The 26,812-nt window shown below is 61.1% G+C and carries 18 protein-coding genes and 5 tRNA genes; 21 read left to right on the forward strand and 2 right to left on the reverse strand.

Going from position 1 to position 26,812, the window contains the following annotated elements:
- The first annotated feature begins 26 nt into the window (after nucleotides 1-26).
- The 13 genes from PJE01S_RS05600 (at nucleotide 27) to PJE01S_RS05660 (ending at nucleotide 13,124) form a co-directional block, all read left to right on the forward strand.
- Nucleotides 27-383 (forward strand): RidA family protein, encoded by a 357-nt coding sequence (locus PJE01S_RS05600; RefSeq protein ID WP_068832174.1) that lies wholly within the window; start codon nucleotides 27-29, stop codon nucleotides 381-383.
- Nucleotides 384-879: 496 nt separating this feature from the next.
- Nucleotides 880-2,031 (forward strand): efflux RND transporter periplasmic adaptor subunit, encoded by a 1,152-nt coding sequence (locus tag PJE01S_RS05605; protein ID WP_068832175.1) that lies wholly within the window; start codon nucleotides 880-882, stop codon nucleotides 2,029-2,031.
- A 10-nt stretch (nucleotides 2,032-2,041) separates the two neighbouring features.
- Nucleotides 2,042-5,371: an efflux RND transporter permease subunit gene (locus tag PJE01S_RS05610; protein ID WP_377372610.1), complete on the forward strand. Its 3,330-nt coding sequence runs from the start codon at nucleotides 2,042-2,044 to the stop codon at nucleotides 5,369-5,371.
- 117 nt (nucleotides 5,372-5,488) lie between these two features.
- Nucleotides 5,489-5,575 (forward strand) — tRNA-Leu (locus PJE01S_RS05615).
- Between the two features lie 117 nt (nucleotides 5,576-5,692).
- Entirely contained in the window at nucleotides 5,693-7,003 is a 1,311-nt protein-coding gene (gene tig, locus PJE01S_RS05620; RefSeq protein ID WP_068832176.1) for a trigger factor, read from the forward strand.
- Between the two features lie 153 nt (nucleotides 7,004-7,156).
- Entirely contained in the window at nucleotides 7,157-7,813 is a 657-nt protein-coding gene (gene clpP, locus PJE01S_RS05625; RefSeq protein WP_281178558.1) for an ATP-dependent Clp endopeptidase proteolytic subunit ClpP, read from the forward strand.
- A gap of 117 nt (nucleotides 7,814-7,930) precedes the next feature.
- A complete protein-coding gene (clpX, locus tag PJE01S_RS05630; RefSeq protein WP_068832177.1) occupies nucleotides 7,931-9,196 on the forward strand; it encodes an ATP-dependent Clp protease ATP-binding subunit ClpX in 1,266 nt (421 codons plus the stop codon).
- 133 nt (nucleotides 9,197-9,329) lie between these two features.
- Nucleotides 9,330-11,759: an endopeptidase La gene (lon, locus tag PJE01S_RS05635; protein WP_068832178.1), complete on the forward strand. Its 2,430-nt coding sequence runs from the start codon at nucleotides 9,330-9,332 to the stop codon at nucleotides 11,757-11,759.
- Between the two features lie 70 nt (nucleotides 11,760-11,829).
- A tRNA-Gly gene (locus PJE01S_RS05640) sits at nucleotides 11,830-11,905 on the forward strand.
- 86 nt (nucleotides 11,906-11,991) lie between these two features.
- Nucleotides 11,992-12,065: transfer RNA gene (locus PJE01S_RS05645), tRNA-Cys, on the forward strand.
- A gap of 48 nt (nucleotides 12,066-12,113) precedes the next feature.
- Nucleotides 12,114-12,189 (forward strand) — tRNA-Gly (locus PJE01S_RS05650).
- Between the two features lie 155 nt (nucleotides 12,190-12,344).
- Nucleotides 12,345-12,437, forward strand: a tRNA-Leu gene (locus tag PJE01S_RS05655).
- A 54-nt stretch (nucleotides 12,438-12,491) separates the two neighbouring features.
- Entirely contained in the window at nucleotides 12,492-13,124 is a 633-nt protein-coding gene (locus PJE01S_RS05660) for a DUF6806 family protein (RefSeq protein WP_068832179.1), read from the forward strand.
- Nucleotides 13,125-13,140: 16 nt separating this feature from the next.
- On the opposite strand, the gene PJE01S_RS05665 is transcribed toward PJE01S_RS05660, so the two are convergent.
- Entirely contained in the window at nucleotides 13,141-13,812 is a 672-nt protein-coding gene (locus PJE01S_RS05665) for a TetR family transcriptional regulator (RefSeq protein ID WP_174548520.1), read from the reverse strand.
- A 176-nt stretch (nucleotides 13,813-13,988) separates the two neighbouring features.
- On the opposite strand from PJE01S_RS05665, the gene PJE01S_RS05670 reads away from it, so the two are divergent.
- Genes PJE01S_RS05670 through PJE01S_RS05680 form a run of 3 tightly spaced genes read left to right on the forward strand, consistent with a single transcriptional unit; the run spans nucleotide 13,989 to nucleotide 19,890 of the window.
- Nucleotides 13,989-15,260: an efflux RND transporter periplasmic adaptor subunit gene (locus tag PJE01S_RS05670; RefSeq protein WP_068832294.1), complete on the forward strand. Its 1,272-nt coding sequence runs from the start codon at nucleotides 13,989-13,991 to the stop codon at nucleotides 15,258-15,260.
- A gap of 12 nt (nucleotides 15,261-15,272) precedes the next feature.
- A complete protein-coding gene (locus tag PJE01S_RS05675) occupies nucleotides 15,273-18,452 on the forward strand; it encodes an efflux RND transporter permease subunit (protein ID WP_068832180.1) in 3,180 nt (1,059 codons plus the stop codon).
- The gene (locus PJE01S_RS05680; protein ID WP_068832181.1) at nucleotides 18,445-19,890 is read left to right on the forward strand and encodes an efflux transporter outer membrane subunit; all 1,446 of its coding nucleotides are present in this window, start codon (nucleotides 18,445-18,447) and stop codon (nucleotides 19,888-19,890) included. Before PJE01S_RS05675 ends, PJE01S_RS05680 begins: the two co-directional genes overlap by 8 nt.
- 193 nt (nucleotides 19,891-20,083) lie before the next feature.
- Here the strand turns inward: PJE01S_RS05680 and PJE01S_RS05685 are convergent, their stop codons facing one another.
- Complete coding sequence (locus tag PJE01S_RS05685) at nucleotides 20,084-20,623, reverse strand: DUF1697 domain-containing protein (protein ID WP_068832182.1); 540 nt, start codon at nucleotides 20,621-20,623, stop codon at nucleotides 20,084-20,086.
- Nucleotides 20,624-21,047: 424 nt separating this feature from the next.
- Between PJE01S_RS05685 and PJE01S_RS05690 the strand changes: the two genes are divergently transcribed.
- The 5 genes from PJE01S_RS05690 to oppF all read left to right on the forward strand — a co-directional run bounded on the left by PJE01S_RS05690 (nucleotide 21,048) and on the right by oppF (nucleotide 26,679).
- Nucleotides 21,048-22,661, forward strand: a complete 1,614-nt coding sequence (locus PJE01S_RS05690) for a peptide ABC transporter substrate-binding protein (protein ID WP_068832183.1) — start codon at nucleotides 21,048-21,050, stop codon at nucleotides 22,659-22,661.
- Between the two features lie 171 nt (nucleotides 22,662-22,832).
- On the forward strand, nucleotides 22,833-23,753 hold the full coding sequence (gene oppB / locus PJE01S_RS05695) for an oligopeptide ABC transporter permease OppB (RefSeq protein ID WP_068832184.1): 921 nt from the start codon (nucleotides 22,833-22,835) through the stop codon (nucleotides 23,751-23,753).
- 10 nt (nucleotides 23,754-23,763) lie between these two features.
- Nucleotides 23,764-24,678 carry an ABC transporter permease subunit gene (locus PJE01S_RS05700; RefSeq protein WP_245660636.1) on the forward strand — a complete coding sequence of 305 codons (915 nt, stop codon included), beginning with the start codon at nucleotides 23,764-23,766 and terminating at the stop codon, nucleotides 24,676-24,678.
- A gap of 14 nt (nucleotides 24,679-24,692) precedes the next feature.
- The gene (locus PJE01S_RS05705; RefSeq protein WP_068832185.1) at nucleotides 24,693-25,697 is read left to right on the forward strand and encodes an oligopeptide/dipeptide ABC transporter ATP-binding protein; all 1,005 of its coding nucleotides are present in this window, start codon (nucleotides 24,693-24,695) and stop codon (nucleotides 25,695-25,697) included.
- Complete coding sequence (oppF, locus tag PJE01S_RS05710) at nucleotides 25,690-26,679, forward strand: murein tripeptide/oligopeptide ABC transporter ATP binding protein OppF (RefSeq protein WP_068832186.1); 990 nt, start codon at nucleotides 25,690-25,692, stop codon at nucleotides 26,677-26,679. The genes PJE01S_RS05705 and oppF overlap by 8 nt, the downstream gene beginning before the upstream one ends.
- Nucleotides 26,680-26,812 lie beyond the last annotated feature (133 nt).

A 26,812-nucleotide genomic window follows, 5' to 3' on the forward strand; every position in this document is an offset into this window, starting at 1 on the left:
TTCAACTTTTACCTGTCAGGAAAACCATGACCATCCAGCGCATTGAAACCGGCCCCCGCATGTCGCAAGCCGTGGTGCACCAGAAAACCATTTACCTGGCCGGCCAGGTGGCCGACCATGACGCCGGGCCCAGCGTCTTCACGCAGACGCAACAGGCCCTCGCCAGCATTGACCGCCTGCTGGCCGCTGCCGGCAGCGACAAAACCCGGATACTGAGTGCCACCATCTGGCTGACCGACATGGACACCTTTGGCGAGATGAACCGTGCCTGGGAGGCCTGGGTGGCCCCTGGCAGCACCCCGGCACGCGCCACGGTGCACAGCGCCCGTCTGGCGGCCCCGGAGTACCGAGTGGAAATTGGCGTGATTGCGGCTCAGGCTTAAACGACGCCTGCGCCCATACCCCCGCGCACCCCGCCACCGCTGCAGGGGTGAGCCCGGCTGTTAAGCCCTGAATTCGTGGCGCGGCCACGCTTCACGTCCGGGAGGCTGCAAATGCCCTGCGTTGCCGGACGCCGCGACTCTGGCCGGAAATCGGCTGCATTTTGCGGGCTCCTCATGCCGCTCCAGGCCGGATGTGGAGCGCAGTTGCCCTGCGCCAGGCATCCGGGCGAACATTACCCACTTCATCATGACGGCAGCCGCACAGGCAGCGCAACGCGTGCAAGCGCCTGGTCGCGGCGCGGCGGTTGCCTCTGACTTGGGCGCCAATGGGCATCGCTGCCGGTAATCTTTTGCCGCTGGCCTTGATGTCTGCGGCGCGCCCTGTCGCTTGACAAGCCTAGGCATTTAACCTAGATTACTAACCGGTCAGTCATTAATGGGCTGGCCCAGTAGCTTGTTGCCGGCCCTAAAGCCTGGCCCTTACCCGGATTCGATCATGAAGAAAACCGTCTTTGCCCTGGCAGGCGCCGCCGTTTTGCTGGCCGCCTGTTCCAAATCCGCCCCGCCAGAGGAGCCGGTTCGTGCCGTGAAAGTCATCACCGTAGGAAGCAGTGCATTTGCCTCCAGCCATGAGTATGCGGGGGAGGTCAAGGCTCAGGTCGAGTCCCGGCTGGGTTTCCGGGTTGGCGGCAAGATCATCAAGCGGCAGGCTGAACTCGGTCAGCATGTCAGGGCCGGACAGGTCCTGGCCCAGCTGGACCCGCAGGATTACAGGCTGGCCGCCGATGCGGCGCGTGCCCAGGTCGCCGCTGCGGCCACCAACCGGGACCTGGCCGCTGCCGATTTCAGGCGCTACAAGGAACTCAAGGACCAGAATTTCATCAGCGGCGCGGAGCTGGAGCGGCGCGAAGCCACGCTCAAGGCCGCCCAGGCGCAACTCGAGCAAGCCCAGTCGCAGCTGGCGGTGCAGGGCAACCAGGCCAATTACGCCGCCTTGTTGGCCGATGTGTCAGGCGTGGTGACGGCCATTGATGCCGAGCCCGGCCAGGTCGTGGCCGCCGGTGCGCCGGTGGTGCGCATCGCGGCAGACGGTGTGCGAGATGTGGTCTTCTCTGTGCCCGAAGACAAGCTGGCCGGCATCAAGCTGGGCGCGCCGGTCAAGGTCCGGGTCTGGGCGCAAGACACCGAGTTGCCCGGCAAGGTGCGCGAGGTGGCCGCCAGCAGCGATCCGGTCACGCGCACCTACCCGGTCAAGGTGTCCATCGACGCCAAGGAGCCGCCCGCGCTTGGGGCGACGGTTTATGTGGTGCCCGAGGCCGCCGGCATCGTGGGCATGCCGGTGATCAAGCTGCCGACCACGGCCTTGCGCCAGGAGGGCAAGGCCACGGCGGTGTGGCTGCTCGACAAGGCCAGCATGACCGTCAAGCCGCAGGTGATCCAGATCGCCACCGCTGACGGCAACGATGTGGTGGTGGCTTCGGGCCTGCAGCCGGGCATGCTGGTCGTCAGCGCCGGCGTGCATGTGCTGTCACCCGGCCAGAAGGTCAGTGTCTATCAGAAAAATTGGGCTGCAGCCGGCGCCAATACTGCGCAGGCAGCTCCTGATTCGATAGCGACAGCCACGGCGGCCGTGCCGGCCGCGAAGTGAGGCCGGCATGATGCAGGCAGGCAACGGCACCGGCGACCAGGCCGGCAACAACCCTGGCAACAACGCTTCCCCCTCCACCCGGTTCAACCTGTCCCGGTGGGCGCTGGAACATCCGGCGCTGACGCGCTACCTGCTGGTGGTGCTGATGGCGCTGGGTTTTGCGTCCTATTTCCAGCTGGGGCAGGACGAGGACCCGCCGTTCACCTTCCGCGCCATGGTGGTTCGCACCTACTGGCCGGGCGCCACGGCGCAGCAGGTGGCCGAGCAGGTCACCGACAAGCTGGAGCGCACGCTGCAGGAGGTGCCTTATGCGGACCGGATACGCAGCTACTCCAAGCCCGGCGAGTCGCAGATCATTTTCCAGATCAAGGATTCTTCCAAACCGGGCGACGTGGCCAACGTCTGGTACTCGGTGCGCAAGAAGGTCGGCGACATGCGCGGCACCCTGCCGGGCGGCATCCAGGGGCCTTTCTTCAATGACGACTTCGGCGATGTCTATGGCGTGATTTACGCGCTGGAATCGGATGGTTTCAACTACGCCGAGCTCAAGACCTTTGCCGACGACGTGCGCCAGCAGCTGCTGCGCGTGCCCGATGTCAGCAAGGTCGAGCTGTTTGGGGTGCAGGACGAAAAGGTTTTCATCGAAATTTCGCAAAAACGCCTGGCACAGCTGGGGCTGGACCTGAACCAGGTGCTGGCGCAGCTGGGCCAGCAGAACGCGGTCGAGTCGGCCGGGGCCGTGCAGACCCCGCTGGACGTGGTGCAAGTCCGTGTAGAAGGCCAGTTTGAGGCGCTGGAGCAATTGCGCGCCATGCCTATCCGCGGCACGGGCTATGGGGCAGGCACAAGCGCCGGGGGCAACCAGCTGCGCCTGGGCGACATTGCCGAGATCAAGCGCGGCTATGTCGATCCGCCGTCCGTCAAGGTGCACCACCAAGGCAAGGAAGTGATTGCGCTGGGCGTCTCCATGGCCAAGGGCGGCGACATCATTGCATTGGGCAAGTCGCTGGAGAAACTGTCCGAAAGCGTGGCCAAAACATTGCCGGCCGGCATCCAGCTGGTCCACGTGCAGGACCAGCCCAGGGCGGTGTCGACGTCGGTGAACGAGTTTGTCCGGGTGCTGATCGAGGCCGTGGTGATTGTGCTGGCGGTCAGTTTCATCAGCCTGGGCTTTCATAAACGCCCGCACCAGGGGCCTGGCCGCTTGCCGCTGTGGAAGCGGTATTACATCGACATGCGGCCCGGCCTGGTCGTGGGCATCACCATCCCGCTGGTGCTGGGCATGACCTTTCTGGCCATGTGGTACTGGGGCATCGGCCTGCACAAGATATCGCTGGGTTCGCTCATCATCGCGCTGGGCCTGCTGGTGGACGACGCCATCATTGCCGTGGAGATGATGGTGCGCAAGATGGAAGAGGGGTACGACAAGGTGCGCGCCGCCACCTTCGCCTACGAAATCACCGCCATGCCCATGCTGACCGGCACCCTGATCACCGCCGTCGGTTTTTTGCCCATCGGGCTGGCCAGGTCCACCACCGGCGAATACACCTTTGCGATTTTTGCGGTGACGGTGATTGCGCTGGTGCTGAGCTGGATAGTGTCGGTGTACTTCGTGCCTTATCTGGGCACGCTGCTGCTCAAGCCGCCGCCGGGCCGCCCCAAGGCGGCGACGGCCCCCTTGGGGGGCAGCGAGGCACACGCAGTGGCGAGCGTGGGGGCGAACCTATTGCCGCCGCATGTAAAGGAGGTGGCTGCCGGCCACGACAGCCCGCACGAGATGTTCGACAGCCCGTTTTACAGCTATTTCCGCAAAACCGTGGACTGGTGCGTGCAGCACCGCTGGATCACGATAGGCGCGACGCTGCTGCTTTTCGCGCTGGGCATTGTGGGCATGGGCAAGGTGCAGCAGCAGTTCTTCCCGGATTCCAGCCGCCCCGAGATCATGGTGGACATCTGGTTCCCCGAGGGAACGTCGTTTGCGGCCAATGAGGCCACCGCCAGGCGCGTGGAGCAGCGGCTGATGCGGGAAGAGGGCGTCACCTCGGTCAGCACCTGGCTGGGCTCGGGTGTGCCGCGGTTTTACTTGCCGCTGGACCAGGTTTTTCCGCAGACCAACGTCTCGCAGATGATCGTGCTGCCCAAGGATCTGAAGGTGCGCGAGTCGCTGCGCATCAAGCTGCCGGCGCTGCTCGCGACCGAGTTTCCCGAGGTGCGCGGCCGGGTCAAGCTGCTGCCCAACGGGCCGCCGGTGCCCTATCCGGTGCAGTTCCGCGTGGTGGGCGCTGACCCGCTGGTGCTGCGTGAGCGCGCCGACGAGGTCAAGGCGGTGATGCGGGACAGCGCCAACACGCGCGGCGTCAACGACAACTGGAATGAATCGGTCAAGATGCTGCGCCTGGAGGTGGACCAGGCCAAGGCGCGCGCGCTGGGTGTCACCAGCCAGTCGATCGCGCAGTCCTCCCGGACCATCCTGGCCGGCACGCCGGTGGGTCAGTTCCGCGAGGGTGACAAGCTGATCGACATCGTGCTGCGCCAGCCGCTGGACGAACGCAATGCCATCACCGATATCGGCAACGCCTACCTGCCCACCGCTTCCGGCAAGTCCATCCCCCTGACACAGATCGCCAAACCGGTGTTTGCCTGGGAGCCCGGTGTGATGTGGCGCGAAAATCGCGACTACGCCATCACCGTCCAAAGCGACATCGTCGAAGGGCTGCAGGGCGCCACGGTGACGCAGGAGCTGATGCCCAGGCTCAAGGCGCTGGAAGGCCAATGGCACGGCGGCGGCATGACGGCTTACCGCATTGACGTGGCGGGCGCGGTGGAGGAAAGCAGCAAGGGCTCGGCATCCATCGCCGCAGGTATTCCCGTCATGCTGTTCCTGACCTTCACCCTGCTGATGCTGCAGCTGCACAGCTTCAGCCGCGCCATGCTGGTGTTTCTGACCGGGCCGCTCGGCATTGCCGGCGTGGCCGGCGCCCTGATTCTGCTCGGGCGGCCGTTCGGCTTTGTGGCCTTGCTGGGCGTGATCGCGCTCATGGGCATGATCCAGCGCAACTCCGTGATCCTGATTGACCAGATCGAGCAGGACCGGGCCCGCGGCGTACCGGCCTGGGATGCGATTGTCGAGTCGGCGGTGCGGCGCCTGCGGCCCATCGTGCTGACCGCGGCCGCAGCGGTGCTGGCCATGATCCCGCTGTCGCGCAGCGTGTTCTGGGGGCCAATGGCCGTGGCCATCATGGGGGGGCTGGTCGTGGCGACGGTCTTGACGCTGCTGGCCTTGCCGGCCATGTATGCGGCATGGTTCCGGGTGAAGCGCGAACCGCCTGCGCCAGCCTGAAACTGGCCTTTGAACTGGGGGCTCCGAAAAGCGGGGAGGTTACAGGCTAAAATAGAACGTTAACCGATTTCAAGCGGGGATTCGGAGTTGTCTCGGATTCCCGTTTTTATTTCAGGCGCGCGGGTGGCGAAATTGGTAGACGCACCAGGTTTAGGTCCTGACGCCAGCAATGGTGTGGGGGTTCGAGTCCCCCCCCGCGCACCAACCTTAAGGCGTTGGGGGTAGCAGGCGCTGCCCCCAACTCGTCAGGTGTGGCTGAATCACCGCAGCATGGCAGGTGCAAGCCCTGTCTTGAACATTTTTTGATCTTAGGAAACCATCATGGCCGTGACTGTTGAAACCCTTGAGAAGCTCGAGCGCAAAATGACGCTGACGCTGCCCGTCAATACCATTCAGTCGGAAGTCGATACTCGCCTGAAGAAGTTGGCCCGCACGGTGAAAATGGACGGTTTCCGTCCCGGCAAGGTCCCCATGAACGTGGTGGCCCAGCGCTATGGCTATTCGGTGCATTACGAGGTCATGAATGACAAGGTGGGCGAGGCTTTTTCCCTGGCCGCCAACGAAGCCAAGCTGCGCGTCGCGGGCCAGCCCCGCATCAGCGAAAAAGAAGGCTCTCCCGAGGGCGAGCTGGTGTTTGACGCAGTGTTCGAGGTGTATCCCGAAGTCAAGATTGCCGATCTGGCCGGTGCCGAAGTGGAAAAGGTCAGCGCTGAAGTCAGCGAGGCTGCCATCGACAAGACCGTGGATATTCTGCGCAAGCAGCGCCGCACCTTCGCCCAGCGCACCGCTGATGCGCCTGCGCAAGACGGCGACCGCGTCACCATCGATTTCGAAGGCAAGATTGACGGCGAGCCCTTTGCCGGCGGCAAGGCCGAAGATTTCCAGTTCCTGGTCGGCGAAGGCCAGATGCTCAAGGAATTTGAAGATGCCGTGCGCGGCATGAAGAGCGGCGAAAGCAAGACCTTCCCCCTGAGCTTCCCTGCTGACTACCACGGCAAGGACGTGGCCGGCAAGCAGGCCGATTTCCTGGTGACGGTCAAGAAGATCGAGGCGGCCCACCTGCCGGAAGTCAACGAAGCCCTGGCCAAGTCACTCGGCATTGCCGACGCGACGGTCGAAGGCCTGCGTGCCGACATCAAGAAAAACCTGGAGCGCGAAGTCAAGTTCCGCCTGCTGGCCCGCAACAAGAACGCCGTGATGGACGCGCTGGTTGCCAATGCAGAGCTCGACCTGCCCAACGCCAGCGTGCAGGCCGAACTCGACCGCATGATTGAAGGTGCACGGGCTGACCTGAAGCAGCGCGGCATCAAGGACGCCGACAAGGCGCCGATTCCTGATGACGTGTTCCGCCCACAAGCGGAAAAGCGCGTGCGTCTGGGGCTGGTGGTGGCCGAGCTGGTGCGCGCCAACGAACTGCAGGCCAAGCCCGAGCAGCTCAAGGCTCATATTGAAGAATTGGCTGCCAGCTACGAAAAACCGCAGGATGTGGTGCGCTGGTACCTCAGCGACAACCGCCGCATGGCTGAAGTGGAGGCGGTTGTCATTGAAAACAATGTGACCGAGTTTGTCCTGGGCAAGGCCAAAGTCACGGAAAAAGCCATTTCGTTCGACGATTTGATGGGCCAGAACTAAAGCCTGGCTTCTCCCGAACTTGGGGCTTGTGCTTTGCGGTGCAGGCCCCAATTTATTTAGCTACGGCATAACAAGCCTGGGGCAGTTGTTAGCCTTCGCTGAAACTCTCTGGCGAGAGTTTTTAGGTACAGTACAAACATCTCTGGAGAAAGCATGATGGTCCGAAACAGCATTTATGGGGGCGGCTACGGCAGCCCGCAAGCCGGCGCACAGGATACGCAAGGTCTGGGCATGGTGCCCATGGTGATCGAGCAGTCTGGCCGGGGTGAGCGGTCTTACGACATTTATTCCCGTCTGCTCAAGGAGCGCGTGATTTTCCTGGTCGGCCCGGTCAACGACCAGACCGCCAACCTGGTGGTGGCGCAACTGCTGTTCCTGGAGAGCGAGAATCCTGACAAGGATATTTCTTTCTACATCAACTCTCCGGGCGGTTCCGTGACGGCCGGTATGGCCATTTACGACACCATGCAGTTCATCAAGCCGGATGTGTCCACGCTTTGTGTCGGCATGGCCGCCAGCATGGGTGCCTTTTTGCTGTCGGCAGGCACCAAGGGCAAGCGGTTTTCGCTGCCCAATTCGCGGGTCATGATTCACCAGCCATCGGGCGGCGCACAAGGCCAGGCCACGGATATTGAAATTCATGCCCGCGACATTCTGAAAACCCGTGACCAGCTCAACCGCATCCTGGCCGCCAACACCGGCCAGCCGATCGAGAAAATCGAGCGCGACACGGAGCGTGACTATTTCCTGTTTGCGGACGACGCCAAGGAATATGGCCTGATTGATCAGGTGATCTCCAAGCGCCCCTAAGCCAAAGGCTTCAAGTTGCACAGCAACAAGCGGCGTTTTCCGTAGCTGAAAACGCCGTTTTTTTATTGGTTATCATTAGGTAACAGTTTCCCCAGGCACCTTAAAGGCATCCCACCAATGGCCGAGAAAAAAGGCTCCTCCAGCGAAAAGACTTTGTACTGCTCCTTCTGCGGTAAGAGTCAGCACGAAGTTAAAAAACTGATCGCTGGCCCATCGGTCTTTATCTGTGACGAGTGCATAGACCTTTGCAACGAAATCATCCGCGACGAGCTGCCCGCCGGCGAAGATGTCCGCGAAACGCGCAGTGATTTGCCCACACCGGCAGAGATCAAGTCGACGCTGGACGGCTACGTGATTGGCCAGGAGCCGGCAAAGCGTACGCTGGCCGTCGCCGTGTACAACCACTACAAGCGCCTGCGCCACAAGGATGCCGCAAAAAAAGACGACGTGGAGTTGACCAAAAGCAATATTTTGCTGATTGGCCCCACGGGTTCGGGCAAGACCCTGCTGGCCCAAACGCTGGCCCGCACGCTTAACGTTCCGTTTGTGATGGCCGACGCCACCACGCTGACGGAAGCCGGTTACGTGGGCGAGGACGTGGAAAACATCATCCAGAAATTGCTGCAAAGCTGCAATTACGAAGTCGAGCGCGCCCAGCAGGGGATTGTGTACATCGATGAGATCGACAAGATTTCCCGGAAATCCGACAATCCTTCCATCACCCGTGACGTGTCGGGCGAAGGCGTGCAGCAGGCCCTGCTCAAGCTGATCGAGGGCACGATGGCTTCGGTGCCGCCGCAAGGTGGCCGCAAGCATCCGAATCAGGATTTCCTGCAGGTCGACACCACGAATATTCTTTTCATCTGCGGCGGCGCGTTTGCCGGCCTGGAAAAAGTCATTGAAAACCGTACCGAGGCTTCAGGCATTGGTTTCGGCGCCGCCGTCAAGAGCAAGAAAGCGCGCAGCCTGACGGAAGCGTTCAAGGAAGTCGAGCCCGAGGATCTGATCAAGTTTGGCCTGATCCCCGAGTTGGTGGGCCGCATGCCGGTGGTCGCCACCCTGGCCGAGCTCAGCGAAGATGCGCTCGTGCAAATTCTGACCGAACCGAAGAATGCCGTGGTCAAGCAGTTCAGCAAGCTGCTTTCCATGGAGGGCGTTGATCTGGAAATCCGGCCATCAGCCTTGAAAGCCATCGCGCGCAAGGCTCTGGCCCGTAAAACGGGTGCGCGCGGGCTGCGCTCCATTCTGGAGCAGTCGCTGATCGACACCATGTTTGACCTGCCCAACGCCAGCAATGTAGACAAAGTGGTTGTGGATGAATCCACGATTGAAGAAAACAAGGCCCCACTGCTGGTCTACCGCGAATCGGCAAAGAAAGCCTGAACGCCACCAGACGGGCTTGGGCAGGGGGCGCTTGAAAAGAGCTTTCTGCGCCCCATGTCTGAGTTGATTGTCTTCCGCCTGGCCAGAAAACTGGTCTTTGCGTTTTGCCTTACGTTTAAGGTTTAAGGTTTATATGTCCGGACAAACTTTCCTGCCCTCTACACCCATTGATTTACCGCTGTTGCCTTTGCGCGATGTGGTCGTGTTTCCGCACATGGTGATTCCGCTGTTTGTGGGCCGTCCCAAGAGCATCAAGGCGCTGGAATCGGCCATGGAGGCCGAACGCCGCATCATGCTGGTGGCACAAAAAACCGCAGCCAAAGACGAGCCTTCGGTCGAAGACATGTTCGAGGTCGGTTGTGTCGCCACGATTCTTCAGCTGCTCAAGCTGCCCGACGGCACTGTCAAGGTCCTGGTTGAGGGCCAGCAGCGCGCCAAGGTCAACAAAATTGAAGAGGGCGAACAGCACTTCTCGGCCAACCTCACACCGGTGGAGCCGGTCGTGGCGGCCGCTGGCGACAAGGGCAGCGAAATTGAAGCCCTGCGCCGCGCCGTGATGCAGCAGTTTGACCACTACGTCAAACTGAACAAAAAAATTCCTCCGGAAATCCTCACCTCCATCTCCAGCATTGACGATGCGGGCCGTCTGGCGGACACGATTGCCGCGCACCTGCCGCTCAAGCTTGATGCCAAGCAGGTGATTCTGGATCTCGACAATATCAAAACCCGGCTCGAAAACCTGTACGAGCAGCTTGAGCGTGAGGTGGACATCCTCAATGTCGACAAAAAAATCCGTGGTCGCGTCAAGCGCCAGATGGAAAAGAATCAGCGCGACTTCTACCTCAATGAGCAGGTGAAGGCCATCCAGAAAGAACTGGGTGAAGGCGAAGAAGGCGCGGACATCGAAGAGATTGAGAAAAAGATCAAGATGGCCAAGATGCCGCAGGAGGCGCGGAAAAAGGCGGAGAGCGAACTCAAAAAGCTCAAGCTGATGTCACCCATGTCGGCCGAGGCGACAGTGGTGCGCACCTACATTGATGTATTGACCGGCCTGCCATGGAGCAAGAAGACCAAGATCAAGCACGATCTGGGCAATGCCGAGAACGTCCTCAACGAGGACCACTATGGCCTTGAAAAGGTCAAGGACCGCATTGTGGAATACCTCGCGGTGCAGCAGCGTGTTGACAAGCTCAAGGCGCCGATTCTCTGCCTGGTGGGGCCTCCCGGCGTGGGTAAAACATCCCTGGGGCAGTCGATTGCCAAGGCAACGGGCCGCAAGTATGTGCGCATGGCGCTGGGCGGCATGCGTGATGAAGCCGAAATTCGTGGCCACCGCCGCACCTACATTGGCGCCCTGCCGGGCAAGGTCTTGCAAAGCCTGACCAAGTCGGGCACGCGCAACCCGCTGTTTTTGCTGGATGAGATTGACAAGCTGGGCACGGATTTCCGTGGGGATCCTTCCAGCGCCCTGCTGGAAGTGCTCGACCCTGAGCAAAACCACACTTTTGGAGACCACTACGTTGAGGTTGATTTCGACCTCAGCGATGTGATGTTTGTGGCGACGTCAAACTCGATGAACATTCCCCCGGCATTGCTGGACCGCATGGAGGTTATCCGGCTGTCTGGCTATACGGAAGACGAAAAAACCAGCATTGCGATGCGCTACCTGTTGCCCAAGCAGGTGAAGAACAATGGCGTCAAGGATGGCGAGCTCGAGATCAGCGAACAGGCCGTGCGTGACATCGTGCGTTATTACACGCGTGAAGCCGGTGTGCGCTCGCTTGAGCGAGAGCTTTCCAAGATTTGCCGCAAGGTCATCAAAGGTGTTCAGCTCAAGAAAATGACGCCCAAGGTGCTCGTGACGCCCGACAACCTGAACGAATTTTTGGGTGTTCGCAAATACAACTACGGCCGTGCAGAGCAGCAAAACCAGGTGGGTCAGGTGGTGGGGCTGGCCTGGACCGAGGCGGGTGGCGATTTGCTGACGATCGAGGCTGCCATCATGCCGGGCAAGGGCGTCATTACCCGGACGGGTTCGCTGGGTGATGTCATGAAGGAGTCCGTCGAGGCTGCTCGTACGGTGGTTCGCAGCCGCGCCAAAATCCTGGGCATCAAGGATGAGATGTTCGAAAAGCGGGATATCCACATTCACGTGCCGGATGGCGCGACGCCCAAGGACGGCCCAAGTGCAGGTGCGGCCATGACCACGGCATTCGTTTCTGCGCTGACGGGTATTCCCGTGCGGGGTGACGTCGCCATGACGGGCGAGATCACGCTGCGCGGCGAGGTGACCGCCATTGGTGGTCTGAAGGAAAAATTGCTGGCCGCCTTGCGCGGTGGCATCAAGACGGTGCTGATCCCTGAAGAGAACGCCAAGGACCTGCAGGAGATTCCTGACAACGTGAAGAGTGGTCTGGAGATCGTGCCGGTAAAGTGGATCGATCAGGTGCTGCAGGTCGCGCTGGAGCGCCAGCCGGTTTCCTTGCCTGATGAAGAGGCTGTCGTGGCGACTCCTGCCGGCGTTGCCGTGCCTGTTGAAGCCGCAGGAACCGTGAAACATTAAAACGGTCATCGAATTTTTTGACCCTCTTCGAAAAGCTCGAAATATCACGCTATAATTCGTGCATGTCATCGCGGGAGTAGCTCAGTTGGTAGAGCGCAACCTTGCCAAGGTTGAGGTCGAGAGTTCGAGACTCTTCTCCCGCTCCAATTCAGAAGGGCAGCACTTTAAAATGCTGTCCTTTTTCGTTGGGTAGTTGCTGAAGCCGACGGCTTTGCCGAGGCATGCAGAGCATGGCGCGGTAACAAAGCGGTTATGTACCGGATTGCAAATCCGGCTAGCCCGGTTCGACTCCGGGCCGCGCCTCCAGGATTCGGATGTGCAAGCCATTGGCTTGGATATCAAATAGTGTTTAATGCGGGAATAGCTCAGTTGGTAGAGCGCAACCTTGCCAAGGTTGAGGTCGAGAGTTCGAGACTCTTTTCCCGCTCCATTTCTAAAAAAGGACAGTGAAAGCTGTCCTTTTTTTTCTATGGGCATGGCTTCGGGGCAAAGAGCAGAAATCTCTGCTTCATCCGGACGAGGCACCGAATTCAATGCTTGCCTTCAGTTCCTGCTGCGGGGCTTTTTGTTTGACAATACGCTTTGGCCTGAGTGGTGAAATAGGTAGACACAGCGGACTTAAAATCCGCCGCTTCGTGAATAGCGGGCGTACCGGTTCGATTCCGGTCTCAGGCACCACTGCCGCCAGTCCACGCGCCGGGCGTTCCCTTCAAAACTGGGTAAGATAATTCCATGTCCCGCTACAACACACCTTTTGAAATTCACGTTCACGGCGAGGTGCCTTTGCGCGCAAACGTTACCTTCGAGCAATTGCAGGAGGCGCTCAAGCCGCTGTGGAAATATGGGGGATCAAAATCGCTGGCCGCGGGCGCTGCAAGTGCCTATGAAGAAGAGCCCGGCATTCGATTTGATGTTCAAAAGCATGTGCTGCAGATGTGCTGGACGGTGCCTGGCGATGAGGACTTCCGTCAGGCGCTTGATGAAATGTGCATGGGTTTGAATGAACTGGCCGAGCAGGGCGCGCCCATTGAGGTGACCTTTTACGATTCGGAATTTGATGAGGATGAAGGCGCTGAGGGGGATGAGGCGCGCGATGACTTTGCGATGTATTTTGTCGGCCCCACGCCGGCCGCCATCATGCAGGTTCAAAGGGATTTGCTGGTGCAGGACATGATAGGCCTGATGGAGAGGCATTTCGACGGCTCGGAACTCGGCGACGTTGTTGCGGCTGTTGACAAGTTATTTGAGCGGCGCTTTGATGCGCTGGTCAACTCCATGCAACTTGGCAAGCCACCACGCGGCCTGGGTGGCTCGCAAGGCGGTTCAGGCCATGGTGGCGGGCGCAAGCCCCGCCATCTGCATTAAGTCGAATCAGGCAGGGTCAGGCCACTCTTATGGGCGGGGCGTACTGGTTGGCGGCGAGACCCTGCTCCGCACTAAAGCCAAGACCGACAAGGTAGACGTTCATCGCACATTGGCCGACCTCCAGGAGGTCAAAGGCTTGTGGGTCAAGCAGCCAGTTTTGTATCAGTCCGCTTATCAGGGCGTGAAAGCCGTAGGCTGCAACAGCCGCCGGCATGGCCAGCTTGACTTTTCTTTGGCGCGCTGCCGCGTCAATGTGGTTTTCAAAGTGGCTTAGAAATCCGTTGCGTACGGTCAGATGCCGCTGGCGGACGGCCTGAAGCTCTCCCACATATTCCACTTTGTGTGTCGCCACTTCAAAGACGCGGCGGGTTTGACTGTTATTCACGATCTGACTGAACGCATTGACCGTGACTTGGCGTATCAGGTTAAGTGAATTGCTGTCTTCTGGCTCGCTGCCTTCGTGCCTCAAAGCCTCCTCCATGGGCAGTGTCACGCGCTCCATCATGGCGTTAAACAGATCGGCCTTGTCCTTGAAGTGCCAGTAGATGGCGCCGCGTGTGGCGCCCGCACGCCGCGCAATGTCCTGCAGGCTGGTGCCTGACACCCCTTGTTCCTGAAACACGTGTTCGGCCGCATCCAGCAGCTTGTTGCGGGTGGCAAGGGCTTCTTCTTTGGTTCGACGGGCCAAGATGGGTCTCCTGAGGGTTATTTCTGATCGGTTGCTTTTATACATTCGCAAATGTATGTAAACTATAGCATCCGCAAAAACCCTTATTCTGTGGCCCTGATTTTCGGTGGATGTGCACAGCATCTTTGACCGACAGCACCATCTTTGCGCCTTTTTCCAAAAAATTGAGGAACAGCATGCCTATGTCTCGCGTTGTCCAGCCTTCTTTATTCCCCCGTTTTGCTCGTCATCAGTCGCTGGTGGTGATGGCTGCGCTTGCACTGCTTCTGGCTGGATGCGGCAAAGGCGGCACCACTCCGGGCGGTGCCGCGCCGCCTCCCGCGCAGGTCGGCGTTGTGACCGTGACGCCGGGCGATGTGGGCCTGGTGACCGAGTTGCCCGGCCGTCTTGAAGCCTCGCGCGTGGCCCAAGTCAGGGCGCGTGCCGCCGGTATTTTGCAAAAGCGGCTGTTTCGGGAAGGCAGTGACGTGAAAGCCGGGCAAGCGCTGTTCAGTATTGATGCCGCGCCTTATGCCGCTGCGGCTGCCAGTGCCAAGGCCGGCCAGGCGCGCGCGGAAGCCAATCTGGCGCAGGCGACTGCGCTGGCCGAGCGCTACAAGCCGCTGGTCGAAGCCAATGCGATCAGCAAGCAGGAATACGCCAACGCTGTGGCGGCGCAGAAGCAGGCAGAAGCCGATGTCGCTGTTGGCCGGGCCAGCGTGCAGACGGCCAGCATCAACCTGGGCTACGCCGCGGTGACGGCACCCATCTCGGGCCGCATTGGCCGTGCGCTGGTGACCGAAGGTGCATTGGTCGGCCAGGGCGACGCAACACAACTCGCAGTGATCCAGCAGATCAACCCCATGTACGTCAACTTCACGCAATCTGCATCGGATGTGATGAAGCTGCGCGCTGCGATGGCGGGCGGCCAGCTCAAGCGTGCCAACGGTGCGGATGCGGCGAGCGTGCGCATCATGCTGGAAGATGGCACGGAATATCCGCGTCCCGGACGATTGCTGTTTTCAGACCTGACCGTCGATGCCACGACGGGTCAGGTGACCTTGCGGGCTGAAGTGCCCAATCCCGACGGCCAGTTGCTGCCGGGTCTGTATGTGCGCGTGCGCCTGGAGCAGGCCCAGGCGACCAATGCCATTACCCTGCCCCAGCAGGCCGTGACCCGCACCGCCCAGGGCGATACGGTCATGGTGGTCGGTGCCGATGGGAAAGTCTCGTCGCGTCCGGTCACTATCGGCTCCGCCAAGGGCACCCAATGGGTGGTGCTGGATGGCCTGAAGGCTGGCGAGCAGGTGATGGTTGATGGCTTCCAGAAGCTGCAAATGATGCCGCCAGGCACGCCGGTCAAGGCCGTGCCGTGGCAGCCCACTGCACCGGCGCCGACAGCCGCCGCTTCTGCGCCTGCTGCTGCAGCAAGTTCCGCCGCCCCCGCTGCTTCAGCGGCCGCGAAGTAAGGAGCTCACTCCATGGCCAAGTTTTTTATTGATCGGCCGATCTTTGCGTGGGTGATTGCCCTGTTCATTCTGGTCGTTGGCAGCGTGGCCATCACGCAGTTGCCGATTGCCCAGTACCCGCCCGTGGCGCCTCCCGCCATTGTCGTGACTGCAGCCTACCCTGGCGCCTCGGCCAAGACACTGGAGGACAGTGTGCTGAGCGTGATCGAGCGGGAAATGAACGGTTCTCCGGGACTGATCTACATGGAGGCGGTTGCACAGGCCAACGGCACCGGCAATATCACCCTGAGTTTTCAGCCCGGTACCAACCCCGAGTTGGCCCAGGTGGATGTCCAGAACCGGCTGTCGCGTGCGGCACCGCGCTTGCCGCAGGCGGTGACGCAGCAGGGCGTGCGCGTGGATAAATCGAACTCGAACTTCCTGTTGTTCGCCATGCTGTCTTCAGACAACCCGGCGATTGATCCGATCGCGCTGGGTGACTATGCTTCGCGCAACGTGGTCCCCGAACTCCAGCGCCTGCCCGGTATTGGCCAGGCCCAGTTGTTTGGCACTGAACGCGCCATGCGCATCTGGATCGATCCGGCCAAGCTCGCAGGATTCGCGCTGTCGGCATCCGATGTGACCAACGCCATTCGGGCCCAGAACGCGCAGATTTCATCGGGCTCGATTGGCGACCTGCCCAATGTGGCGGGGCAAGGCATCGCTGCGACGGTGGTGGTCAATGGCCAGCTCTCCAGCATCGAGCAGTTCGGCAACATCGTGTTGCGGGCGAACACCGACGGCTCTTCTGTTCGCATCAAAGACGTGGCGCGTATCGAATTGGGTGCCCAGGCCTACGCGACCTCGGCACGCCTGAATGGCAAGCCGGCCACCGGCATTGGCCTGCAGCTCGCCCCCGGTGGAAACTCCCTGGCCGCCGCCAAAGCCGTGCGCGCCAAGATGGAGCAACTCAAGCCCTACTTTCCCCAGGGCGTGAGCTATACCATTCCTTACGACAGTTCGCGCTTTGTGAGCATCTCCATTCAACAGGTGGCGCAAACGCTGATCGAGGCGGTGGTGCTGGTGTTCCTGGTGATGTTCCTGTTCCTGCAGAACTGGCGCTACACGGTCATCCCGACCATCGTCGTGCCGCTGGCCCTGATGGGTGCCTTCGCCACGCTGCTGGCGCTGGGTTTTTCCATCAACGTGCTGACCATGTTCGGCATGGTGCTGGTCATCGGTATCGTTGTGGACGATGCGATCGTGGTGGTCGAGAACGTCGAGCGCATCATGAGCGAAGAGGGCCTCCCGCCGCTTGAAGCGACGCGCAAGGCCATGGGACAGATTTCGGGCGCCATCATCGGTGTGACCGTGGTGCTGGTTTCGGTCTTTGTGCCGCTGGCCTTCTTTGCCGGCTCGATCGGCAATATTTACCGTCAGTTCTCCGCGGTCATGGTCGCCTCGATTGGCTTCTCGGCTTTCCTGGCGCTGTCCCTCACGCCGGCCTTGTGTGCCACGCTGCTCAAGCCGGTTGAAGCCGGCCATCACCATGCGAAGACCGGCTTCTTTGGCTGGTTTAACCGCGGGTTTTCGCGCTCGGCCAAGGGGTATGAAGGCCTGGTCGCACGCCTGCTGCGGCGCGCCGGCCGCTACCTGGTTATTTATGCGGCCATCATCGGCGTGGTGGCGCTGGTGTACACACGCCTGCCGACGTCCTTTTTGCCGGCGGAAGACCAGGGTACCTTGCTGGTGAACGTGCAACTGCCCCCGGGCGCCACGCTGGAACGCACAACCCAGGTGATGGAGCAGGTGGAAGGTTTCATGCTCAAGCAGCCTGAAGTGCAAAGCATGGTGGGTGTGCTGGGCTTCAGTTTTTCCGGCCAGGGTCAAAACGCAGGCTTGGCCTTCGTGACGCTGAAAGACTGGTCTGAGCGCAAGGAGAAGAACCAGCACGCGGATGCCCTGGCCGGCCGCGCTTTTGGCGCACTCTCGGGGATTCGTGACGCGTTCATCTTTCCGTTGAGCCCGCCGCCTATTCCCGAGTTGGGGAATGCCAGCGGTTTTACTTTCCGTTTGCAGGATCGCGCCGGGGCCGGGGGCGAGGCGCTTTTGGCCGCCCGCAACCAGTTGCTGGGCATGGCCTCCAAGAATCCGGTGCTGACGCAGGTGCGGCCGGACGGGCTGGAAGATGCGCCGCAGCTGCAGATCGACATCGACAGGGACAAGGCCAACGCCCTGGGCGTGAGCTTTGACGCCATCAATGCGGTGCTGTCGACCAGTCTGGGTTCCAGCTATGTCAATGACTTTCCCAACCGGGGACGTCTGCAGCGCGTGGTGGTGCAGGCCGATGCGCCGGCACGCATGCAGCCCGATGACCTGCTCAAATTGAATGCGAGCAATGCGCAGGGGCAGCAGGTGCCGCTGTCGGCTTTTGCCACTACGCGCTGGGTCAAGGGGGCGATGCAGACCGTTCGCTACAACGGCTACCCCGCGATGCGGATCAGCGGCAGCGCAGCACCCGGCTACAGCACCGGTGCTGCCATGGCTGAAATGGAAAAAATTGCGGCCCAGCTGCCGCAAGGTTTCGGCTATGAGTGGAGCGGGCAGTCGCGCGAAGAAAAGCTGGCGGGCTCGCAGGCCATGATTCTTTATGGCTTTGCCATTCTGGCGGTGTTTCTGTGCCTGGCGGCGCTGTATGAAAGCTGGTCCATTCCGCTGTCCGTGATTCTGGTGGTGCCCCTGGGCGTGCTGGGCGTCTTACTGGCTACCTTGCTGCGCGGCTATGCCAATGACGTGTATTTCCAGGTGGGCCTGATCACCATCATTGGCCTGTCGGCAAAGAACGCCATCCTGATCATCGAGTTTGCGAAGGATTTGCAGGCCCAGGGCAAGGGCGTGATCGAGTCGGCGCTGGCCGCCGCGCATCTGCGCTTTCGGCCCATCATCATGACCTCGTTCGCTTTCATGCTGGGTGTGCTGCCGCTGGCCATTGCCTCGGGCGCCAGCTCCGCCAGCCAGCGGGCCATCGGCACCGGCGTGATAGGCGGCATGATCACCGGCACGGTATTGGCCGTGTTCTTCGTGCCGATTTTCTTTGTCGTGGTGCGCAGCTTTTTCAAAGGCAGCGCGCGCCAGCAAAAAATTTATTCAGCCCATGCCAAGGCGGCAGGCATCGAGGCTCAAGAAGGAAATGAAGGTAAGGCCCATGCGTAAACGGAAGCTTCCCCCACTTCTGGCCGTGAGCGCTGCGGCGCTGCTGGCCGGTTGCTCGCTGATCCCGACCTATGAGCGCCCCGCGGCGCCTGTGGCTGCGGCTTATCCGGCATACAGCAACACGGCCGCAACGGAGGCGGCCAGCCCTGCAAATGCAACACCGGCGCCCAGTGTGGCCTGGCAGGACTTTTTTGCGGATGCAAAACTGAAGCGCCTGATCGAGCTGTCACTGGCCAACAACCGGGATCTGCGAGTGGCGGTTCTCAACATCGAGCAGTCCAGGGCACAGTTTCAGATCCGCCGGGCCGATCAGTTCCCCAGCGTGAACGGCGTGTTCACCGGTTCCCGCGCGCCCGACGGAAAGGGCGGCATTACCAACCTCTACAACGTGGGCCTGGCGGTCACGGCGTATGAGCTGGACTTTTTCGGACGCGTCAGCAGCCTGAAGGAGGCCGCGCTGAACCAGTACCTGGCCACGGAAGAGGGGCGCAAGACCGCGCAGATCAGCCTGATCGCGTCGGTCGCCAATACCTACTTCAGCATCCTGGCGGACGAAGAGTTGCTTGAGATCACGCGCCAGACCCTCGTGACCCGCGAAGAGTCCATGAAGCTGACCAAGCTGCGCCTGGACAATGGCGTGGCTTCCGAGCTGGACTACCGCCAGGCCGAGTCCCTGGCGGAGGCGGCCCGTGTGGCCTATGCCCAGCAGCAGCGCCAGCGCGCGCTTGACGAAAACGCCTTGACCTTGCTGGTGGGCCAGCCCCTGGGCGGCGAATTGCCGACCGGAGTGGCGCAGTTTGTGCCCCTGGCCCAGACCCAGCCCCTGGCCGACGTGCCTGCCGGCTTGCCATCCGACCTGCTCACCAATAGGCCCGATATCCGCCAGGCCGAACAGCTCCTGCTGGCCTCCAATGCCAATATAGGTGCGGCCCGTGCAGCATTTTTCCCGCGGATTTCCCTGACGGTGGGGGCCGGCAGTGCCAGCAGCCATCTGTCGGGCCTGCTGAAGAGCGGCTCGTGGGGCTGGACCATGGCGCCGCAGCTGATACTGCCCATCTTTGATGCCGGGCGCAACCAGGCCGGTCTGGATTCGTCCAAGGCCGATCGCGATATCGCCGTGGCGCAATACGAGAAAGCCATACAGACGGCTTTCCGCGAAGTCGCCGATGCGCTGGCCACGCGGGGAACGCTGGTCGACCAGCTGCGCTCCCAGGAAGCGCAAGCCAATGCGGAGGCCATTCGTTTCAAGCTGTCCGACCTGCGCTACCAGAACGGCGTGGCCAGCTATCTTGATTTGCTGGATGCGCAGCGTTCGCTGTTCACCGCGCGGCAAGCCGTGGTGCAGACCCGTCTGGCCCAGCTGCAAAGCCAGGTCACGCTGTACAAAACGCTGGGCGGCGGCTGGAAGGAGCCTGCGGCCCCAGCTGCCGCGCCCTGAGCGCGTCGTGCGGCGGGCCGGCTGCGTTTTCGAGGCCGTGCCTGCCGAGCGCAACGAGAACTTGCTTGCTATCAGAAGAGTAGCTGCTTGCGTATATTGTGCACGGGCTGACGGCCTGTTTGATCATTAACAGGCCGTCAGGCCCGGTGGCGCAAGGTTAGCGGTTCACTTCCCGGGCGATTCGGGGCAGGCGTTAGACGGCATATTTGGCCGCCAGCCTTTTGAGGGTGTTGATACCCCTGAAGGTCGCCTGCAGCTTCAGCGCTCTTTCAAGCAGCGCGTTGGAGAACTTCGACTCACTCTGCTTTTTGCGGCAAAGCCAGTAGACCTCCCGGCCCTGCACATGAAAGTCGTCAATGTCGGTCTTCAGGCTCATCAAGGTCTTTTGCGCCTCGGCACTCAAGGGCTCCGCCAGGAAAGCCACATTGAGCGTACCAGCCGCCTCCAGCTGTGACGCCGGGAAGGGCTGGTACCTGGCGATGGCCGCCACCTCGGGCATGCTGCGGATGAAGGTGCGCACCTCATAACCCAGCGCGGTGTGAAGATGCTTTTCAATCGCCGTCGCCAGCGTCGGCAATTTTTTGGCGGGCGCGGTAAAGATCACGTTGCCACCGGCGATAAAGGTCTCGACATTCGCCAGGCCCAGCGCTTCAAAATGTGCCCGCAGTGCTTCCATGCTCACGTTGTGGCCGCCTACATTGATGGCGCGCAGGAAGGCGATCTGCTGGGTCATGGGCGTCAAGTCGGGTTGATGGTTGATGGCAAGCGCCGGATGACTAGGCATTATGTCGGCCTGCCGTCCTTACGCCTTTATCGCCATTTCTGCGGGTAATTTTGGCATCAAGCCCACGGTGGATAGGCGCAAGTTGCTATCAAAAATGTAGCAAATTGGCGATCCTGCCAGGCAAAACAGCGCCAGGCAGCCAGGTGCCTGGCGTCCAGTTGTCAGGATTTGCGCCAAATGTATCCATGCCCGTTTGCCTTGGGGTGTGAAGGCATTTGTTGAAGGGTTACTCCCTACGGAATGGTGCTTGGGGCGGCGGTATATTCGCTGCCGAATGACAGGCAAACGTGGACTCTCCCAAATGGGAGGCAAACCGTCCATCAACCATGGCGGGCCAAAAGCCCGCCAATTTTTATTCAGAAGTGCTACAAGCATGAACTCACATTGGACGATGAAGACGCTGGCTGGCGCCGTGCTGCTGGCTTGCGCCGGCCTGGCTGCTGCGGCCACGGTGCCCGCGGGCGTGAAGTTGCATGAAACCCAGGAGCTGGTTCGCAACAATGGTTCCGAGCCCGAAACCCTTGACGCCGCGCTGGCGTCGGGCGTGCCGGCCAACAACATCATCCGTGACATGTTTGAAGGGCTGACGGCGGCCGATGCGAACGGCAAGATCGTGCCGGGAGTCGCAGAGAGCTGGAAGCAGGCCGATGCCCACACCTGGGTCTTCAAGCTGCGCAAGAACGCCAAATGGTCCAACGGCGACGCGGTGACCGCCGAAGACTTTGTCTACAGCCTGCGGCGTTTCGTCGACCCGGCGACGGCCTCGAAATACGCCGCCACCTACGGCATCTTCCTGCTCAATGCCAAGGAGATCATCGAGGGCAAGAAGCCAGTCACCGAGGTGGGCGTCAAGGCTGTGGACCCCTACACCCTGGAAATCAAGACGCCTTTCCCGGTCAGCTTCCTGCCCGAAGTCGTTTCCAACCCCCAGCTGGCTCCGCTGCATAAAGCGACCATCGAAAAGTTTGGCAAGGACTGGACCAAACCGGCCAACATGGTGAGCAATGGCGCTTTCACCTTGAAAGACTGGCTGGTCAACAGCAAGATCACACTGGCCAAGAGCCCCACCTACTGGGATGCCAAAAATGTCCAGCTGAACAAAATCACCTACCTCTCGGTCGAGGACGGCAACGCCGACGTCAAGCTTTACGAGTCGGGCGAGAACGACTGGGTGTACCAGCTCCCTCCCGGCACTTTCGACAAATACAAGGCGCAGTACCCCAAGGAGATTCGCAATACCGACATGCTGGGCTTGCGCTATTACTCCCTGAACAATGCGGACCCGGTCCTCAAGGACATCCGCGTGCGCCAGGCGCTGTCCATGGCGATTGACCGCGACATCCTGGCGCAGCGCGTGACGGCCGATGGCCAGACGCCGGCCTATGGCGTGATCGTCAAGGGCACGGCGGGTGCGGATGTCACCGCCTATGACTGGGCCAAGTGGCCCATGGACAAACGGGTGGCGGAGGCCAAGAAGTTGATGGCGGCCGCCGGCGTTGCACCCGGCACCAAGATCAAGTTTTCCTACAACACCAGCGATTACCACAAGAAAATGGCCATTTTTGCGGCCTCCGAGTGGAAGACCAAGCTGGGCCTGGACGTTGAACTGGAAGCGATGGAGTTCAAGGTCCTGATCAAGAAACGCACGGACAAGGACTATCAGATGGCCCGCAACGGCTGGGTTGCCGACTACAACGACGCGACCACCTTCTTGACGCTGGTGCAATGCGATTCGGACCAGAACTACCACAACAGCTGCAACCGCAAAGCCTCTGCGCTGATCGATGAAGGCAACCAGTCGCTTGACCCCGCCAAGCGCAAAGCCCTGCTGACCCAGGCGGCGAAGATGATCATGGACGACTACCCCATGATCCCCTTGCTGCAGTACACCGTGCCGCGACTGGTCAAGCCCTATGTGGGTGGTTATTCGACCACCAATGCGCTGGACCGCTACCGCGCCAAGGACCTGTACATCATCAAGCATTGATGTCCGGGCTGAGCCAAAGACAGTAAAACAGAAAGACAGGGCAGACGTCACCACGGCATCTGCTTGTCTTTGAGCTGCTTTTTCTGCCGTTCTTTGACGCCCTATGGGGTGTTCAGGGCTAAGCTGTGCTCGACTCGCGCACTCACACTGATTTGACCGGAGATATTCTTCATGTGGTCCTACACCTTCCGGCGCATCCTGGCGACGATTCCGACCTTGCTGGCCGTTGTGACCGTTTGTTATCTCCTGCTCCATGCAACACCCGGCGGGCCCTTTGACGAGGACCGAAAGGTGTCCGCCGCGGTCCTGGCCAATCTGCAGGCCAAGTACCACCTGGACTTGCCGCTGTGGCAGCAATACCTGCACTACCTCAACAACCTGCTTCACGGTGATCTGGGGGCCTCCTTCCGCTATGCCGACTGGTCGGTCAACGAGCTGGTGGCCAAGGCGCTGCCGGTGTCCGCGGTGATAGGCGGGGGCGCGATTGTCATCGCCTTGTTTGTCGGCGTGCTGCTCGGCACCATAGCCGCCCTGCGCCAGAACAGCGTGGTCGATTACCTGGTAATGCTGCTCGGCAATGCCGGCCATGCCTTTCCCTCGTTTGTGATCGGCCCCGTGCTGATTCTGGTTTTTGCCGTCTGGCTCAAGGTCGCGCCGGCCGGGGGCTGGAACGATTTCTCGCCGCGCTTCATGGTCTTGCCCATGCTGCTGCTGGTGTTCATCAACGTTGCCACCATTGGGCGCGTCATGCGCGGCAGCCTGATTGAAGTGCTGCACAGCAACTTCATCCGCACGGCGCGTGCCAAGGGCCTGCCCATGCGCACCATCATCCTGCGCCACGCCCTCAAACCGGCGCTGCTGCCGGTGGTGTCGGTCATCGGCCCCCTGGCGATTTCATCGATCACCTCGGCCATCGTGACCGAGTCGGTGTTCTCGCTGCCGGGCCTGGGAAAGCTGATCGTGAACGGCGCCGCCAATCGCGACTACACCCTGGTGCTGGGCCTGGTGGTGTTGGTGACCGTGGTTGCCGTGACGTTCAACCTGCTGGTCGACCTGGCCTACGCCCTGCTTGATCCGAAGATCAGGTACTGAAGGACGTCACATGCTATTCAAGAACAAATCGGATGCGCTGGTCGCGGCCCTGGATACGCTGGAAGTGGCCGACATCTCCGGACGCAGCCCCTGGGCCGATGCGCGCGGGCGCTTTTTGCGCAACAAGGCGGCGGTGCTCAGCCTGTGTCTGCTGGCTTTCATCACCCTCATTTGCATCGTCGGGCCATGGCTGCTGCCGCACGCCTTTGACGCCGCCGACTGGGATGCCATGAGCATGCCGCCCATGCTCAAAAACTGGCATTTTTTTGGCACGGACGAGTCTGGCCGCGATTTGCTGGTGCGCAGCCTGGTCGGTGGCCGCGTCTCCCTCATGGTGGGCTTTCTGGCCACCTTGTCTTCCGTCACCCTGGGCATCGTCTGGGGGGCGACGGCGGGTTTCATGGGCGGCAAGGTGGACGCCTTCATGATGCGCGTCGTGGACATGATGTACGCCGTGCCCTATTTGCTGATCGCCATCTTGCTGGTGACCATTCTGGGCCGGGCCTTCTACCTGGTGGTGATCACCATCACGGTGTTCTCCTGGATGGACATGGCCCGTGTGGTGCGCGGCCAGACCCTGTCGCTGCGCTCCAAGGAATTCATTGAAGCGGCCCGCGCCCTGGGCGTGCCGACGCGCCGCATCATCTTCCAGCACATCGTCCCGAATCTTTTGGGCATTGTGGTGATTTACACCACGGTCACCGTGCCGGCCGTGATTCTGACCGAGTCCGTGTTGTCCTTTCTGGGGCTGGGGATTCAGGAGCCGATGACGAGCTGGGGCGTGCTGATTCACGATGGCGCGTCCGTCATGGAAGTCTCGGTGTGGATGCTGCTGTTCCCGGCCGGCCTGCTGTCCACGACCCTGTACTGCTTTAACTACATCGGGGACGGCCTGCGCGATGCGCTCGACCCCAAAGACCGTTGAGGCGGAAACACACCATGAGCCTGATTGAAGTCAAAAACCTCGGGGTCCAGTTTCAAACCCGGGACGGGCTGATTTATGCCGTCAACGGCATCAACTTTGCACTGGAGCGGGGCCAGACCCTGGGCATCGTGGGCGAAAGCGGCTCCGGCAAGAGCCAGAGTGTGCTGGCCATGATGGGCTTGCTCGCCAACAACGGCAAAGCCACCGGCCAGGCCTTGTACCAGGGCCGGGATCTGCTGGCCATGAAGCCGGCCGAGCTCAACAAAATTCGCGGCAACCGCGTGGCCATGATTTTTCAGGACCCGATGACCTCGCTCAATCCCTACCTGACGGTGGAGCGGCAGATGACCGAGGTGCTGCAGTTTCACAAGGGCCTGGACCGCAAGTCCGCGCGCGCCAAGTCGGTAGCACTGCTCGATGCCGTCAAGATACCCGAGGCCGCTCGCCGCATCGCGATGTACCCGCACGAGTTTTCCGGGGGCATGCGCCAGCGCGTGATGATTGCCATGGCCTTGCTGTGCGAGCCCGAGGTGCTGATTGCCGACGAGCCCACGACGGCGCTGGACGTGACGGTGCAGGCGCAGATTATTGCCTTGCTGCGCGATCTGCAGCGCGACTTTGGCACCGCGATTGTCATGATCACGCATGACCTGGGCGTGGTGGCCGGCTTGTGCGATGAGGTGATGGTGCTGTATGGCGGGCGCGTGATGGAGCAGGGCGACGCCAACAGCATTTTTTACCGCGCAACGCACCCCTATACCGTAGGCCTGCTGGGCGCCATACCGCGCCTGGACGCGGAGGATGAAGCCCTGGTGGCCATTCCCGGCGCGCCGCCCAACATGGCGCGGCTACCCAAGGGCTGCCCATTCAGCGAGCGCTGCACACTGGCCAACGCCGAGTGCCGCGAGGTGCTGCCCGCATTGCTGGCGGCCGAGAACAATCCGGCCGTGCGCCGGGCCTGCCATAAATCGATTCAGGCCGTGTCCGAACTCGCGGCCAAGGGAGTGAGCCATGCGTGAGGCGGCCCGGCCGATTCTGTCGGTGCGCGATTTGAAAGTGCACTTCAAGGTCAAAGCGGGCAGCGCCTGGCCCTGGTCGCCGGCCCGCACCCTGAAGGCCGTCGATGGTGTTTCTTTCGACATTCATGCGGGAGAAACACTGGGCGTGGTGGGCGAATCCGGTTGCGGCAAGTCGACCCTGGCGCGCGCCGTGCTCAACCTGATCCCCGCCACCGCCGGCAGCATTGTCTGGATGGGCCAGGAAATGACCGGGGCATCAAGCCAGGCCTGGTTGGCTGTTCGAAAAGACATCCAGATGATTTTTCAGGACCCGCTGGCCTCGCTGGACCCGCGCATGACCATCGCGCAAATCATTGCCGAGCCCTTGCGCACGCACCACGCCGAGATGCCCGACGATGAGGTGATGAAGCGCGTCAAGGCCATGATGACCCGCGTCGGGTTGACCACGCAGCAAATCAACCGCTACCCGCACGAGTTTTCCGGTGGCCAGTGCCAGCGCATCGGCATTGCCCGGGCCCTGATTCTGGAGCCCAAACTCATCATTTGCGATGAGCCGGTGTCGGCGCTCGATGTCTCGATTCAGGCGCAGATCATCAACCTGCTCAAGGAACTGCAAAAGTCCATGGGCCTGGCGCTGATCTTCATCGCCCATGACCTGGCCGTTGTCAAACACATCAGCGACCGTATTTTGGTGATGTACCTCGGGCACGAAATGGAAGTGGCCCAGAAGAAAACGCTGTACGCCACGCCGCGCCATCCCTACACCCAGGCGCTGCTGTCAGCCATTCCGATTCCCGACCCGGCGCTGGAGCGAAAAAAATTGATCCAGTTGCTGCACGGCGACCTGCCTTCGCCCATGGACCCGCCCTCGGGATGCGTGTTTCGGACCCGCTGTCCGCTAGCCATTGCACGCTGCGCGCAGGAGGTACCAGAGCTTCGCCGCTTGAATGCGCAAAGCGAGGCCGCCTGCCTGCTGGCCTGAACTCACATACCTTTTAGGGCTTCGGCTCCATGTATGAGGGGCATGCTGCTATGGTTTCAGCTGTCTTGCATCTGCAGGGGTTCGCGTCAACAGGTCCTCACGGCCATGGCGTCAAGAGCTTTAAGCCTGGCAA

Source organism: Polaromonas jejuensis NBRC 106434, assembly GCF_001598235.1.
Taxonomy (GTDB): domain Bacteria; phylum Pseudomonadota; class Gammaproteobacteria; order Burkholderiales; family Burkholderiaceae_C; genus Polaromonas; species Polaromonas jejuensis.